15 protein-coding genes are annotated in these 13853 nt (G+C 66.2%); 7 read left to right on the top strand and 8 right to left on the bottom strand.

Annotation, left to right across the window (positions count from 1 at the left end):
• Positions 1-3 precede the first annotated feature (3 nt).
• Complete coding sequence (locus AC1DZV_RS08110; protein WP_476953422.1) at positions 4-1437, top strand: NtaA/DmoA family FMN-dependent monooxygenase; 1434 nt, start codon at positions 4-6, stop codon at positions 1435-1437.
• Between the two features lie 107 nt (positions 1438-1544).
• Here AC1DZV_RS08110 and AC1DZV_RS08105 read toward each other — a convergent pair whose 3' ends face one another.
• Positions 1545-2528, bottom strand: coding sequence for an ABC transporter substrate-binding protein (locus AC1DZV_RS08105; protein ID WP_476953421.1), 984 nt, complete (start codon positions 2526-2528; stop codon positions 1545-1547).
• Between the two features lie 283 nt (positions 2529-2811).
• On the opposite strand from AC1DZV_RS08105, the gene AC1DZV_RS08100 reads away from it, so the two are divergent.
• On the top strand, positions 2812-3351 hold the full coding sequence (locus AC1DZV_RS08100; RefSeq protein WP_476950622.1) for an SRPBCC family protein: 540 nt from the start codon (positions 2812-2814) through the stop codon (positions 3349-3351).
• A complete protein-coding gene (locus AC1DZV_RS08095; protein WP_476953420.1) occupies positions 3352-3954 on the top strand; it encodes a DUF6919 domain-containing protein in 603 nt (200 codons plus the stop codon).
• 51 nt (positions 3955-4005) lie between these two features.
• Here AC1DZV_RS08095 and AC1DZV_RS08090 read toward each other — a convergent pair whose 3' ends face one another.
• Positions 4006-4335 carry an antibiotic biosynthesis monooxygenase family protein gene (locus tag AC1DZV_RS08090; RefSeq protein WP_028275943.1) on the bottom strand — a complete coding sequence of 110 codons (330 nt, stop codon included), beginning with the start codon at positions 4333-4335 and terminating at the stop codon, positions 4006-4008.
• Positions 4336-4563: 228 nt separating this feature from the next.
• On the opposite strand from AC1DZV_RS08090, the gene AC1DZV_RS08085 reads away from it, so the two are divergent.
• A complete protein-coding gene (locus AC1DZV_RS08085) occupies positions 4564-4878 on the top strand; it encodes a GYD domain-containing protein (protein ID WP_476953419.1) in 315 nt (104 codons plus the stop codon).
• Positions 4879-5010: 132 nt separating this feature from the next.
• On the opposite strand, the gene AC1DZV_RS08080 is transcribed toward AC1DZV_RS08085, so the two are convergent.
• Positions 5011-6054, bottom strand: coding sequence for an NAD(P)-dependent alcohol dehydrogenase (locus AC1DZV_RS08080; RefSeq protein ID WP_476953418.1), 1044 nt, complete (start codon positions 6052-6054; stop codon positions 5011-5013).
• Positions 6055-6198: 144 nt separating this feature from the next.
• Here AC1DZV_RS08080 and AC1DZV_RS08075 point away from each other — a divergent pair, with 144 nt between their 5' ends.
• On the top strand, positions 6199-7092 hold the full coding sequence (locus AC1DZV_RS08075; protein ID WP_476953417.1) for a helix-turn-helix transcriptional regulator: 894 nt from the start codon (positions 6199-6201) through the stop codon (positions 7090-7092).
• A gap of 18 nt (positions 7093-7110) precedes the next feature.
• Here AC1DZV_RS08075 and AC1DZV_RS08070 read toward each other — a convergent pair whose 3' ends face one another.
• Positions 7111-7527, bottom strand: a complete 417-nt coding sequence (locus AC1DZV_RS08070; RefSeq protein ID WP_164468552.1) for a DUF7793 family protein — start codon at positions 7525-7527, stop codon at positions 7111-7113.
• Positions 7528-7778: 251 nt separating this feature from the next.
• Here AC1DZV_RS08070 and AC1DZV_RS08065 point away from each other — a divergent pair, with 251 nt between their 5' ends.
• Positions 7779-8621, top strand: a complete 843-nt coding sequence (locus tag AC1DZV_RS08065) for an alpha/beta hydrolase (protein WP_476950619.1) — start codon at positions 7779-7781, stop codon at positions 8619-8621.
• A 181-nt stretch (positions 8622-8802) separates the two neighbouring features.
• On the opposite strand, the gene AC1DZV_RS08060 is transcribed toward AC1DZV_RS08065, so the two are convergent.
• Genes AC1DZV_RS08060 through AC1DZV_RS08045 form a run of 4 tightly spaced genes read right to left on the bottom strand, consistent with a single transcriptional unit; the run spans position 8803 to position 12731 of the window.
• The gene (locus tag AC1DZV_RS08060; RefSeq protein WP_476953416.1) at positions 8803-9924 is read right to left on the bottom strand and encodes an ABC transporter ATP-binding protein; all 1122 of its coding nucleotides are present in this window, start codon (positions 9922-9924) and stop codon (positions 8803-8805) included.
• Positions 9925-9933: 9 nt separating this feature from the next.
• The gene (locus tag AC1DZV_RS08055) at positions 9934-10761 is read right to left on the bottom strand and encodes an ABC transporter permease (protein WP_028275936.1); all 828 of its coding nucleotides are present in this window, start codon (positions 10759-10761) and stop codon (positions 9934-9936) included.
• Positions 10748-11635: an ABC transporter permease gene (locus tag AC1DZV_RS08050; protein WP_476950617.1), complete on the bottom strand. Its 888-nt coding sequence runs from the start codon at positions 11633-11635 to the stop codon at positions 10748-10750. Before AC1DZV_RS08050 ends, AC1DZV_RS08055 begins: the two co-directional genes overlap by 14 nt.
• A 1-nt stretch (position 11636) precedes the next feature.
• Positions 11637-12731: an extracellular solute-binding protein gene (locus AC1DZV_RS08045; RefSeq protein ID WP_476953415.1), complete on the bottom strand. Its 1095-nt coding sequence runs from the start codon at positions 12729-12731 to the stop codon at positions 11637-11639.
• Between the two features lie 499 nt (positions 12732-13230).
• Here AC1DZV_RS08045 and AC1DZV_RS08040 point away from each other — a divergent pair.
• The coding region (locus AC1DZV_RS08040; RefSeq protein ID WP_476953414.1) for a M28 family peptidase at positions 13231-13853 on the top strand (623 nt) is incomplete at its 3' end.

Below are 13853 nucleotides of genomic sequence, written 5' to 3'. Positions count from 1 at the left end.
ACCATGAGCCACAGCACCCACCCCGCCGCTGAATTCACCGCGTCCGGGTTCATCCCCTCAGGTCAGCTCCAGCTGGGCGTGTTCTTCCAGGGCGTCAACTCCGGAACCGTCTGGAAGTCAGCCGAATCCGGCTCCCAGACCGACTTCGAATCGTTCCGGCGCATCGCCCAAACCGCCGAGCGCGGCCTGTTCGCGGCGTTCTTCCTCGGCGAAGGCCTGCGGCTGCGCGAGCACCTTGGCCGCCCGCACGCGCTCGACGTCGCCGGCCGTCCCGACGCGCAGACCGCCCTCGCCGCCCTCGCCGCGGTGACCACCAAGATCGGGCTCGTCGCAACCCAGAACACCACGTACAACGACCCCGCAGACCTGGCGCACCGGCTCTCCACGCTGGACCTGCTGTCCGGCGGCCGCGCCGCCTGGAACATCGTCACCACGGACAACGCCTGGACCGGCGCCAACTTCCGCCGCGGCGGCTACCTGGACCACGCAGACCGGTACACCCACGCCGAGGCCTTCGTGGAAACCGCCAAGCGGATCTGGGACGCGTGGGACGACGGCGCCGTCGCGGGCTCAGCCTCCGCCGAGCGGCGGTCGGCGGAGGGCGCGGTCCGGCGGGTGCGCCACACCGGCCGGCACTACACCGTCGACGTCACCCCGCGGCTGCCGCGCAGCGCCCAGTATCGGCCGGTGCTGTTCCAGGCCGGGGATTCGCCCGAGGGCAGGGACTTCGCCGCCCGGCAGGCGGACGTCATCTTTTCCGCGCACCCGCAGCTCGATGATGCCCTGGAGTTCCGCCGCGACATCGTGGAGCGCACCCTCCGGGCCGGCCGCGGCGCCCAGGACGTGAAGATCATGCCCGCCAGCGAGTTCATCCTCGCCGCCACGCCGCGGGAGGCCCTCGAGAAGAAGGCCTGGGTCCGCAGTCTGCAGATCGGCCCGCAGCAGGCCATCGCGTACCTCGAACAGTTCTGGGGCCGGGAGCTGCAGGGCTACGATCCCGACGGCCCGCTGCCGGACATCGACCCCGTGGTGGAAGAAACCTCCGAAACGCGCGGCAGCGGCTTCCACGGCGCCAAGGCACGCCAGCTGGCCGACCAGTGGCGGGCCGAGGCCAAGGAGAAGGGCCTGTCCATCCGCCAATTCGTCTCGGCCAAGACCAGCCGGGGCGACTCCACCTTCACCGGCTCGTACACCGAGGTCGCGGACCGGCTCAGCGAGTATGCCCGGACCGGCGCCGTCGATGGCTTCAACATCTCGCCGTGGCTCATCCCGTCCGGCCTCGACGACATCGTCAACCACCTCGTGCCGGAACTGCAGCAGCGCGGTGTGTACCCCACGGAGTACGCGGGCAGCACGCTGCGGGAGAACCTCGGCCTGGCCACCCCGGCCCGCACAGGCGCCAGCGTCGAGGCGGCCTCCGTCACGGCACAGGCCTAGACGATCTCCGCTGGGTCACCAGACAGCCACAACGAATCCCCGCCGGAGACGTTCCCGGCGGGGATTCGTTGGCTTTCGGTACCGTTCATTCAACCAACGCGGGCGGGCTACTTCTTCGGCAGGCCCGCCGGGTTCAGCTCCGACTTCGCGACGGCTTCCGCGGACAACCCCCAACGGTCCAGGATCTTGGCGTAGCTTCCGTCCTGGATCAGGTGGTTCAGTCCGGCCTGGGCCGCTGCGGCAAACCCGTTGTCCTTCTTCGTGGTGACGGCGATGCTGGCCTTCAGCGGCCAGCCGCCGTCGACCAGGCCCACGAGCTTAGTCTTGGCGTCGGAGGCCGCCTTGTAGGCCGCCGTGGCGTTGGGGCCGAACGTGACGTCCGCCCGTCCGGACTGGATGGCGAGCTGGGAGGCGGAGTCGTCGTCGTAATACTGGAACTCCACGGGCTTGAGGCCGTCTTTCTTGTTCTCCTCATCCCAGCGCAGCAGGATTGCCTCCTGGTTGGTGCCGGAACCGACGATCACGCGCTTGCCGGCGACGTCCGGGGCCGATTCGACCTTGGTGACGCTGCTGTCCGCCTTGGCATAGAAGCCGAGCTTGTCTTCACGGTAGCTGGCGAAGTCGAACTTGAGCTTGCGCTCCTCCGTGACGGTGACATTGGACAGCACAGCCTCGTACTTGCCGGAGTCGACGCCGAGCGGCCAGTCGGCCCAGGCCGTCGGGACAATGTCTGCCTCCAGGCCCAGGGACTCGGCCAGAGCGACGGCGATATCCACCTCGTTGCCCACCGGGGTCTTGTTGTCGGTGGCGTAAACGGCCAGCGGTGCCGCAAACGGGCTCACCGCCACCGTCAGCTTCCCGTCCTTCTTAACGGCTTCCGGGACGAGCGCGGCGGCCGCGGCATCCACCGTGGCCTTGACGCGGTCCTGCTGCGGCGAGAGGTTGAACTGCTTCACCCCGGTGGACGACGACGGCGCCGCCGACGGGCCGCCGGCAGCAGCGGCGCCGGGATCGGAGCAGGCCGCCAGACCCAGGACAGTGGTGGCCGCCAACGCGACCGCGGCGCCTGATTTAAACGAAAGACTGGACATGTTCTCCCCTTGAGAGTGGACTGAAATGGTGCTGGTGCCAGCAACTATCCGGGGCCCGGGAGAGCCAGTCAAAGCGCCGTGAAACCGGGTGAAACCAAGGGATACAGGCGGTAATACCCGTTCATCCGGCGTCCGCGGACGCTGCCTGCGGACGCCCTGTGTTACCGAAGATTGCCCTGCGTGACGCGACGGGACGGAATTGTTCACGGCAGGCCGCAACTGGCCTAGCCTGCATAGAAGACCTGCAAGGTGACAGCACGACACAGGAGGGGTGAACTTGTCAGTGAGCACGCACCAGCAAACGCACCGGACCACGCACCGGCTCGGCATCAACGCCCCGGCGGACCTTGTCTTCAGCATGCTGCGCGACGCCTCACACTGGCCCTACCTCGAGGGCCTGACGGTGTACTCGGAGCGCGTCAGCGGCGACGACGCCGGCCACGAGCTGCGCACCTCCGTGGTGTCCAACGGCTCACTCAGTTCAAGCCACTGCTGGCGCGTCTTTGACACCGCCAGCCACCGCGCCCAGTTCCACCAGCTGGACCTCGAGCCCCCGTTCCGGGAGCTCGGCGGCGACTGGGAGATCCGGCCGGCGGACGGGCTCTCCGTGGTCACGCTGAACCACGAGTTCGAGGTCGACGACGAGCACCTCACCGAGCGGATCCGTTCGATCATCGAGGACTACAGCCGGCGTGAACTGGAGGCGCTGCGGATCAGCTGCGAACGGTTGTCCGTCCTCCTGCAGCACCACGCCCCGCAGGCGCACCCCACCCCACATCTCACGGCGCAGTCCACCCCGCACCCCACAGCACAGGAGGCCTAAATGTCAGACGCCAGGTTCACGACGGAACGGGACAGCTTCGGCCGCCTTCTCGCGGACCGCGAAGTCTGGCGGCAGGCCTCCACCATCCCGGCGGCCGGCGAACTGACCGCCCGTTGGCTGGAGGGCAACAGCCAATACCAGCCGGGCGTCTTCGCGCCCGGGTTCGACGAGGAGACCGCGGCCATCGCCGGAGAGCTCGCCCGGCTGAACCGCAACGGGCTCTTCACCAAGGAATCGCAGCCGGGCGTTCAGGCCGGGGGCCTCGCCCAGCGCGCCTACGTGACGGCCTTCTGCGGCCCGGAGGCGGCGACGGCACTCCTGGCCCTGTCCGCACGGACCGGCCTGGTGACGGTCGTCCACGACCCCGGTGAGGCGAGCAGCGTCTCCATCCCGGTGACCGTACAGGACGACGACGTCGCGACCTTGCTCGGCAGCAGCGAGGGGCCCGTTGGGGAGGACCAGCTCAGGGACTGGGCAGCCGAGACCAACGAGACCTTGGCCCTGGTCCTGGCGGATGCCTGGTACGTGGAAATCTTCGATCCCGTCTGGGGCCGGAACGATGTCCTGTTGGCCGCCGTACTCGAGGCGCTGCAGGCCGCTTAGCCGGCGGGAACGCGCGCCGCGCAGCCGGCGGCGACCCGGTTCCCGGTAAATTCACATATCGGTCGCATCCCACCCGATGCTCGCGGCCTCGTCCAGGGTGCGCGCCTCGAAATGCTCCAGCATGTCCTTCATTGCCTCGAGGCCCTGCTTGAACAGGGCAGAATCCCGCCACTGTTCAATCTGTTCCAGGGACTCCCACGGGCCGGTGCTGATGAACCTGTTCTTGACGTCGCGATCGTGCATCAGCACGGCTTTGGCGTTGGGAAAGTCTTCCTTCGTCTTCCTGGCCAGATCCCGCCAGGCCTGCACAAAATCGTTCTCGCGGCCGGGATGCACCAGCCAGATTCCGAGCGTATAAACAGACACGTCGATCGCCTCCATTGTCCGTACGGGTTGATACGCCGATTATGTTCCTGTCCTCCGGCCGGCGGTAGTCCCGGACCGCCCGGAGCCCGGTTGTGGCGGCAAATGAACCGTTGTAAGGGTGCAGTGGAAGGCCTAGCATGTGGGCAGACCCCCACTCTGGGGCCAGCCTCGGACCTTCCATCGTTGGGAGCGGGCACACGTTCGGATGCCGATGTCCTGGGCGAACACAGGATAGGAAAAACGATGAGCAAATATCTGTTCGAAGCGAACTACGTCGGCGACGGAATCAAGGGACTCATGCGTGAGGGCGGCACCAAACGGCGTGATGCCGTTGTCGAAGCCCTCAAATCGGTGGACGGCTCGCTGGAAAGCTTCTACTACGCCTTCGGGGAGACCGACGTTGTCGGAGTCTTCGATATCCCCGACCAGGCCGACGCCGTCGCCCTGTCACTGATGATCAATTCCACCGGCGCCGTGAACCTGCACATGAAACCGCTCATGTCAGTGCGGGGCCAGTCCCCCGGGCTGGCCCCGCACCGGCAGCGCCGGATGTTTTAGCGCAGCCGCGCTAACTGCCTGGCGGTCGCGCTACTTGGCGCCGTTGTATTCCTCGTCGGTCACGAGGTCACCCCACTCGGACTCCGCGCCCTCTGCTGGCGCTTCCCACATCGCGAGGTGGTGCGCTGCGTCCTAGTTCAGGGTCGCGGTGTCGATCACGAAGCGGTAGCGGACGTCGGAGGCCAGGACGCGCTCGTAGGCGTCGTTGATCTTCGCGGCCGGGATGACCTCGATTTCGGCGCCCAGGCCGTGCTCGGCGCAGAAGTTGAGCATTTCCTGAGTTTCACGGATGCCGCCGATCATCGAGCCGGCGAAGGAACGGCGGCCCATGATCAGGGCGAACGCGTTCACCGGGAGCGGTTCCGCGGGGGCGCCGACGTTGACCAGTGCGCCGTCGAGGGTCAGCAGCTGCAGGTAGGAGCTGATGTCGATCGCGGCACTGACCGTGTTGATGATCAGGTCAAAAGTGCCGGCAAGGTCCGTGAAAGTGTTCTCGTCGCTCGTGGCGTAGTAGTGGTCCGCGCCCAGCTTCAGCCCGTCTTCCTGCTTCTTCAGCGACTGCGACAGGACCGTGACCTCGGCGCCCATGGCGTGGGCGATCTTGACTGCCATGTGGCCCAGTCCGCCGAGGCCGACGATCGCGACCTTTTTACCGGGACCCGCGCCCCAGTGGTTCAGCGGCGAGTAGGTGGTGATGCCGGCGCACAGCAGCGGCGCGGCGACGTCGAGCTCGATGCCCTCGGGAATGGTGACCACGAAATCTTCGGTCACAACGACGTGGGTGGAGTAGCCGCCCTGGGTGATGGTGCCGTCTCGGTCGACGGCGCCATAGGTGCCGGTGTTCCCGACGAGGCAGTACTGCTCCTCGCCGGCCTGGCAGTTGACGCACTCGCCGCAGGAATTGACCATGCAGCCGACGCCGACCCGGTCACCGACGGCGTGCTTGGTCACGGCCGTTCCCACCTCGGTGACAATGCCGGCAATTTCATGGCCGGGAACCAGCGGATAGGTCTGCGGGCCCCAGTCGCCGCGGACAGTGTGGATATCGGAATGGCAGATCCCGGCGTACTTGATCTCGATCAGGACATCGTGGGGTCCCACGTCGCGGCGCTCGATGGTGGTGAGGGCGAGCGGCCCGGTCGCGGACGGTGATGCGTAAGCGTTGACAGTAAGCAATGAATCTCCTGCTTGTTGATCGTTGGGGGTTGTTCAACGGAACACCATCCATCAAACCCGGTAACGCAGCCGTGAGGGAGTCCCTGCTGATAGGGGTACTGGCAGGGCCTCCCTCAGAGAGCCCAAAGGCCTAACGTTGATGGCATGGACAATCGAGAGGCGACCCGCGAGTTCCTTGCCTCGCGCCGGGCCAAGATCACCCCCGAAGAGTCGGGATTGCCGATCTACGGCGCGAAACGCCGGGTCCCCGGACTCCGCCGCGGGGAAGTCGCCATGCTGGCCGGCGTCAGCGTCGAGTACTACACGAGGCTGGAGCGGGGAAACCTGTCCGGCGTTTCGGAGGGAGTTCTGGACGCTGTGGCCAGGGCCCTCCAACTCGACGACGCCGAACGGGCCCACCTCTTCGATCTGGCCCGGGCAGCGGCCCCGGGCAGCCGGACCCGCCGTCGTCCCCGTCCCGCGGAGTCCGTCCGGCGCAGCGTTCAGCTGACGCTGAACGCCATCGCCAACGCGCCCGCCTTTGTGCGGAACGGACGCATGGACATCCTTGCGGCCAACCCGCTGGGCCATGCCCTGTATTCGGACATGTACGCGGGTCCGGCCCGCCCGGCCAACCATGCCCGGTTCATCTTCCTGGACGCGCGATCGCGCAGCTTCTACCCGGGCTGGGACCGTGCGGCGAGCGACACCGTCGCGATCCTGCGCACCGAGGCCGGCCGGGATCCCTACGACCGCGGGCTGACCGACCTGATCGGGGAACTCTCGACGCGGAGCGAGGAATTCCGCACCCTGTGGGCGGCGCATAACGTGCGCCAGCACTACACCGGGCTCAAACACTTGCACCACCCTGTGGTCGGGGATCTCCACCTGATGTACGAGGCAATGGACGTCTCCGCCGACGCCGGGCTGTCCCTGCTGGTCTACAACGCCGAGCCCGGCTCCGCGTCGGAAGATGCGCTGCGGCTGCTGGCCAGCTGGGCCGCGACCAACCAGCAAGCCAAGGAGGCCGGGGCGGCTTTTACTGTGGACAAGACCTGACCGGGGCAGCCGGCACTCTCACGCCAGGGCGGATATGCCGTCCGTGTATCCACCGGACTGGCCGCTGGAGGTAAAGTTGCTCAGCCAGGCCGTGGCCTTGTCCCGGGAAGTGAAGAATTCGTGGGGGTAGCGGGTGTGCCGGCTCATGGCCGCCGCGATCACACGATCCACGGTGCTGGATCCAAGCACGGCAATCGCCAGAACCCCTGTTGTCTGCGCGAACTCGTACCTGGCGGCCGCGCTGATCTCAACGTCCGTCATTTCGGAGAGCATCGGCATCGGTATTCCGCCGCTGATCTGCGCTACGGCCAGCATCGCGTCCCTGGCATCGTCGACATCAACAAACGTGCCCGGCTGCCAGACGGATGTGATGATGCCCGCACTGATGCTCAGCACGTTCTTTCCGTCAGCAGCTGCTATATGTCCTGGCATCATCGAGACCATTGTAGGGCCGGTCCTGACAAGCCACGGGTTTGGGACCCGGTGCGCGTGGCGGACCGCAGACCATGGCTGCACTCCGCGTCGCCGACCGGCCACGGACATGCCCCATGCGGCCTGCAGCCCGTACCGGTATTCAGCAAAGTCATTGCCTTCGCCATGGCCCGCAGGCATACTCGTGCCTGCGGGAGGACGTCCCCGCGTCCCCCACAGACGGCCCGCGATGCACACGCGAACGGATGAGCGCCATGGCTGATATGACCAACCTCGAGCAACAGCAGGTGGACCGGGCGAACGCTTCCGGCCTCAAACCCGTCGTCTTCGTCCACGGACTATGGCTCCTGTCCAGCAGTTGGGACCGGTGGCGGGCCCTCTATGAGGAGAACGGCTACACCACGCTCGCCCCCACGTGGCCCGATGATCCCGAAAGCGTCGATGAGGCCAGACGCAGCCCGGAGGTCTTTGCCAAGAAGATGGTCAGGCAAGTCACGGAGCACTACCTCGACGCGATTGGCCAGCTCACCATCAAGCCCGCTGTCGTGGGGCATTCCTTCGGCGGACTCATCGCCCAGAGGATCGCCGGAACCGGAGCCTCCGCAGTCACGGTGGCGATCGACCCCGCACCGTTCCGGGGAGTCCTGCCGCTGCCGGCCTCAGCCCTAAAGTCAGCAGCGCCTGTGATCGCGAATCCCGCCAACGCCAAGCGTGCAGTGTCTCTGACTTTTGACGAATTCCGTTTCGGCTGGGCCAATGCCGTGGACGAGGACGAAGCCCGCCAATTGTTTGACACCTTTCATGTCGCGGCCTCTGGCGTGCCTCTGTTCCAGGCTGCAACCGCAAACCTCAACCCGTTCACCGAGGCCAAGGTCGACACGAAGAATCCGGATCGGGGGCCGTTGCTGATCATCTCCGGGGAGAAAGACCACACCGTGCCGTGGGCCATCGCCAATGCGTCCTACAAGCGTCAAAAAGGAAATTCGGCGCACACGGCAATCAAGGAGCTGCAGGACCGCGGCCACTCTCTCACGATCGATCACGGCTGGCCTGAAGTCGCCCAAACCGCCCTGGACTTCATCAAAGAGTTCGGCTGAGTACTACCGGCCAGAGTCAGCGTGTCCGGCAGTGGACATGCCCCCTTTTCAGGAATGGACTTGTCCCCCGGCGCGGCTCAGGGATGGACATAGTGGGCATATGTCCATCCCTGGGCGCCGGAGGAGGGCATGTCCCGCGGAGGGGTGCCGGAACCGGCCCGGCCGTCACAGCATCCGGCGGTCAGGACTCCAGGACCAGCAGCTGGGCCTTGTCCGCGTCCCAGCCCACCCACAGCTCCTCATCCGGCCGGATCCGGGCGACACTGTCGGAGCTCAGCTCACGGAGCTGGAGGTCGTGGCCGCCGGCCGTGAGGCGGTGGCGGACCGTGGCGCCAAGATTCGTGGAGGACACCAGGGTCGCGGCGCATCCGTTGCCCGCCGCGGCCCGTGTCCTGAATTTGAGGTGCTCCGGGCGGATGGAGACGGCGTAGTTCTCACCGCTTGCCCCGCGGTCCCGGACCTTTGCCATACCCAGTCCGCCGAGGTCCACCACGGCTTCCTCGCCGTTGCGCCCCACGATGGTGCACGGGATGAGGTTGGTGTCGCCCAGGAAGCTGGCCACCCAGTCGGTCATGGGGTGGTTGTACACCTCCTCCGGCGGGCCGGACTGCACGATCTTCCCGTCCCGCATCACCACGATCCGGTCCGACATGGCCATGGCCTCGTCCTGGTCGTGTGTCACGAACAGCACGGAGATGCCCAGGCCCTTCTGCAGGGTCTTGATCTCCTCCTGCATCTGCTCGCGAAGGCGCTTGTCCAGGGCTGCCATCGGCTCATCCAGCAGCAGGGCCGCCGGGTTGAAGACCAGTGCCCGGGCCAGCGCCACCCGCTGCTGCTGTCCGCCGGAGAGCTGGCGCGGCTTGCGCCCGCCCATCTTGCCCAGTCCCACACGGTCGAGAGCTTCCTCGGCGCGCTGGCGGCGTTCCGCGCGCGGCACCTTCCTCATGCGCAGAGCAAACTCCACGTTTTCCAGCGCGCTCATGTGCGGGAACAGGGCGTAGTTCTGAAACACCACACCGAGATTGCGGTCCCGCGGCGGCAGCGTGTCCACGGGTTTGCCGTCAATGAGGATGGCTCCGGCGGTGTGTTCTTCAAATCCCGCCACCATCATCATGGTGGTCGTCTTGCCGGAGCCGCTGGGGCCCAGGAGGGTCACGAACTCCCCCGGCTGGACTGTCAGGTCCAGTTCGTCCACGGCAACGACGTCGCCGTAGTGCTTGCTGACCTGGCGGAGCTCAATGGCGCCCTGGGCGGCCCTGCCCGTGCCGGGAAGGGGCCCCGCGGAAATCACTGATGCGGTCATCGACTTTCCTTACGTTTGTGCGGACACGGCCAGCGGCAGCATCCGGGTTGAAGAGCGGCGCTTGAGGACAAACAAGACCTGGAGCAGCAGCCCGATGGTGGCGACGCTGACCAGCAGGGCGGAGGACACCGCGATCTTCGGGGTCAGGTTGAACTGGATATCCGTGAACATCTTCACCGGCAAGGTGGTGGCCCCCGGGGACTGCATGAACAGGGACATCACCGTCTCATCGATGGAGACCGAGAACGCGAAGAGCGCCCCGGAGATCAGGCCGGGCAGGATGATGGGCAGATACACGTGCCGCAGGACGGAGAGCGGTCCGGCCCCGAGGCTCTGCGCCGACCGGACCAGGGCCGGGTTGAGCCCGGCGAGGCTGGCGCGGGTGGTCAGGTACACATAGGGGGTCGCGATCACGGCGTGCGCCAGGCCGATGGGGACAATGCTGCCCACCATGCCGATCGAGATGAAGAACTGGTAGAACGCCAGCGCCAGCACCACGGTCGGCACGATCATCGGCGCGAGAATCAGACCCACCACGGCGGGCTGGCCGGGAAACTTGCGCCCGTGCAGGCCGATCGCCGCGGTGGCGCCCAGCAGCACGCCGATCACGACGGCGATCGCCGCCGACTGCAGGCTGGCCGTCAGTGCGGAGGTCCAGGCCCGGTCGGCGAAGAATCCGGCTACGGCGGCGAAGGAGATTCCCTCCGGCGGGAAGGTGATGTAGCGGCTGTCGTTCAGCGCGACCGGCACCACAATCGCCGTCGGAATGACGAGGAACAGGAAGGCCGGGATGGAAAGCAGCGCCAGCATCCGGTGCTGCGGATTAGTTGTCTTCATGGTGGCCTCCTGCCTTGAGGACGCGCTGGTAGACGGCCACGAGGATACTGACCATGACCGTCAGGATGACGGCCAGCGCAGCGGCCCCGGAGAAGTCAGTCAGCTGTCGGGCGTAGTAGTCGATCTGGTTGGCGATCATCATGTCGCCGGGCCCGCCCATCACCACCGGGGTGATGAAGAAGCCTGTGCTGATGATGAAGACCAGCAGCCCGGCCGCGGAAATGCCGGGCATGCTCAGCGGCAGCGTGATCGTGCGGAAGACGGATCCTTCCCGCGCGCCAAGCGAGCGGGCCGCGAGCCCCAGCCGGTCATCGATCGATGTCAGCGAGGAGAAGATCGGGAACACCGCATACGGCAGGAGGCAGTGCACCATGCCGACGATCACGGCGAACCGGTTGTGCAGCAACGGGATCGGCGCACCGGTCAGCCCGATTCCCTGCAGGAAGGCGTTCACAATGCCGTTGTCCTGAAGCAGGACGGCCCAGGCGAAGTTCTTCACCAGGATGCCGGTCCAGAACGGCAGGAGTACGACGGCGAACAGGATCACCCGGGTGACGTTGCCGGCCCGCCACAGCACCATGGCGATGATGTAGCCCAGCACCACGGTGACAATGGTGCTGGCCAGGCTGATGGTCAGGGTGTTGACCAGGGCGCGCACCACCAGCGGGTCCTCAAGGACCCGCTGGTAGGCGTTGTCGGCAAAGCTTGCGCCGACCAGTTTGCCCAGCGGCGTCAGGAACAGCACGACGTCGAAGGCAAGGATCGGAGCCAGCAGCAGCCACCAGCCGCTGCGCCGCCGTCGTGGTGGTGCCTCGGCGGAGGCAGGCGCACCGCGGCCCCGCGGCCGGGGCCGCTCGAGAGTTGCGTTGCTCATGTCAGCTGGCCTGCCAGAGCTTGAACTGCTGCTCGGTCTTCTTCAGGTTCTGCGACCACCACTTGTCGTCGCGGACCAGGATCTTGTCCGCGAGCCGGGGGCTGGTGGGAAGCGTGTCGGCGATTTCCTTCGGCAGCTTGGACAGCGCCGGGGTGTTGGCCAGGGTCAGGTTGGTGACCTTGTCGAACGCCGCGCCGGCCTCGGCGTCGTTGGACATGAAGTTCATCAGCTTGAAGGCCGCTTCCTTGTTCTTGGCGCCCTTCGGAACCACGAAGTAGTCGCCGGCAAGGACGGCGTTTTCGGCGGAGAAGTTCAGTTTCGCGCCGTCGTTGCGGGCTGCGTTAATGCGGTTGTTGAAGCTGGTGGAGAGTGAGACCTCGCCGGAGGTGAGCTGCTGGATGGGCTCCTGGTTGGCGGCGTGGTACAGCAGCCGGTCCTTTCCCGGGTGCTGGCCCAGAACCCTCAGGGCCCGGTCGACGTCGAGCGGGTAGATCTTGTCGAAGGGGACACCGTCGGCCAGCAGCGCGGCTTCCAGGACGGAGCTGTCGGAGAGCTGGTTGTACACCGAGCGCTTGGTGTTGTACTTGCCCTGGTCGAAGAATTGGGCCCAGTCTTTCGGGGCCTGCGCGTCGGAAATGACCTTCTGGTCCCACGCCATGACAAACAGGAAGCTCAGGTAGTTGATGCCGTATTCAGCCTTCGCGTATCCGGGCAGGCCCTTGTCGCTGATGATGTTGTAGTCGAACTTCTCTAACAGCCCCTCGGCCACGGCCACCTCATACTCCGGCGCCGTGATTTCCACGAGGTCCCACTGCACGTCGCCGGACTGGACCTGGGCCTTCAGCGCGGCCAGGGAGGTGTTGGCCAGCAGCGTCGTCTGGATCCCCGACTGCTTGGAGAACGGGTCCAGGATTGTCTGGGTCAGCTGGTCGTTGTACGAGCCACCATAGGACGTGACGGTCACTGTCTTGTTGGCAGCGGCACTTTCGGCGGGCTTCGCCGCGCAGCCGGAGAGCGCCAGACCCGCAAATGGCGTCAGCGCTGCCGCTTTGAGGAGCTGCCTGCGGTCAAAGGGAGTGGAACGGAATGCTGTCATGGGGGAAGTGCCTCTCATGGACGCGGGCACGCCAAAAGAGGGCGTGCAGGATTGCGGGCGTAGCGGGGTGCGGTGCGTGTGATTGCGTGTGGCGCAGTGAAGGAGAAGAAGTGAAGAGAGAAGGAGAAGTGACAGCCGCGGTTCGCGCGCGCCATCCATTCCACCTGGAGATCTCGAGTCCGCCTTCCGGCGGCTTTTCGGTTTCGCAACTGTAACTGTGAAGTTGCTCACTAGTCAACAGTTGTATTGCTTTAAGAAACTCCGGAATTTGAACTGGGGACACTCCCCCGGCCGCCGGTTTATGCGGGGCCCGATTTGCACAGCAAATTCACAGCGGGGCACTATCGCGGATACAGCGGGACGACCGACAATGGTTCGACCTGATAGGAGTATTTGCCGGGCGATGGTGGCCGCGACTTACTGGAGCGTCAGTGGCGAGCGTCCTGACCGATCGAGCCGGAGCAAGCGAACTTGTACCGACTAGTGATGGGCTCCCGGCATGATCACTCTCCGCAAGCACGTACTTCCCTCGCTCCTCGCCCTGGTCCTGCTCTCGACGTCGGCCTGTACCTCCGGGGTCGCGGCTGGCATCCCGTCGGCCGGCATTCCGTCCGGTGGCACACCATCTGGCACACCCTCAGGTGGCGCCACGGGCAAATCCGGCGGCACGAGCCAGTCCGCCGCACCCGAGTCCGCCACTCCGAGTGCTGCGGTCCCGCAGCTGACCCCGGGGAGCACGGTGGATGCGCGTGCCGTGCTGGCGGCGTTCAAGTCCCGGGACATGTCGGGGCACCTGCAGGCGCTGCAGCGGGTGGCGGATGCCAACGGCGGGAACCGGGCCTCGGGGACCTCCGGGTATGAGGAGTCGGCCCGCTATGTCGAGGAACAGCTGCGTGCCGCGGGGTACTCGCCGGTGCGGCAGAGCTTCACGTTCAAAGAGGACGGCCGGCGCGGCAAGACGGTGGAGTCCTTTAACATCCTGGCCGACACCGCAGGGGACGCCGGGAACACGGTGGTGGTGGGCGGGCACCTGGACTCCGTGCGGGAGGGGCCCGGGATCAACGACAACGGCAGCGGGGTCGCGGCGGTCCTGGAGACCGCGCGGTGGATGAAGGAGGCCGG

The sequence above is a fragment of the Arthrobacter sp. P1_D12 genome, from assembly GCF_056406175.1.
The sequence above is the reverse complement of the archived record's forward strand: the minus strand, read 5'-3'. Positions and strand labels throughout refer to the sequence as shown.

What these genes read in the sequence shown, in the direction of transcription:
- AC1DZV_RS08075 (WP_476953417.1), top strand. Translation starts at nt 6,199, where the DNA reads ATGGACAATCGAGAGGCGACCCGCGAGTTCCTTGCCTCGCGCCGGGCC.
- AC1DZV_RS08085 (WP_476953419.1), top strand. Translation starts at nt 4,564, where the DNA reads ATGAGCAAATATCTGTTCGAAGCGAACTACGTCGGCGACGGAATCAAG.
- AC1DZV_RS08095 (WP_476953420.1), top strand. Translation starts at nt 3,352, where the DNA reads ATGTCAGACGCCAGGTTCACGACGGAACGGGACAGCTTCGGCCGCCTT.
- AC1DZV_RS08045 (WP_476953415.1), bottom strand. Translation starts at nt 12,731, where the DNA reads ATGACAGCATTCCGTTCCACTCCCTTTGACCGCAGGCAGCTCCTCAAA.
- AC1DZV_RS08105 (WP_476953421.1), bottom strand. Translation starts at nt 2,528, where the DNA reads ATGTCCAGTCTTTCGTTTAAATCAGGCGCCGCGGTCGCGTTGGCGGCC.
- AC1DZV_RS08070 (WP_164468552.1), bottom strand. Translation starts at nt 7,527, where the DNA reads ATGATGCCAGGACATATAGCAGCTGCTGACGGAAAGAACGTGCTGAGC.
- AC1DZV_RS08060 (WP_476953416.1), bottom strand. Translation starts at nt 9,924, where the DNA reads ATGACCGCATCAGTGATTTCCGCGGGGCCCCTTCCCGGCACGGGCAGG.
- AC1DZV_RS08090 (WP_028275943.1), bottom strand. Translation starts at nt 4,335, where the DNA reads ATGGAGGCGATCGACGTGTCTGTTTATACGCTCGGAATCTGGCTGGTG.
- AC1DZV_RS08110 (WP_476953422.1), top strand. Translation starts at nt 4, where the DNA reads ATGAGCCACAGCACCCACCCCGCCGCTGAATTCACCGCGTCCGGGTTC.
- AC1DZV_RS08055 (WP_028275936.1), bottom strand. Translation starts at nt 10,761, where the DNA reads ATGAAGACAACTAATCCGCAGCACCGGATGCTGGCGCTGCTTTCCATC.
- AC1DZV_RS08050 (WP_476950617.1), bottom strand. Translation starts at nt 11,635, where the DNA reads ATGAGCAACGCAACTCTCGAGCGGCCCCGGCCGCGGGGCCGCGGTGCG.
- AC1DZV_RS08065 (WP_476950619.1), top strand. Translation starts at nt 7,779, where the DNA reads ATGGCTGATATGACCAACCTCGAGCAACAGCAGGTGGACCGGGCGAAC.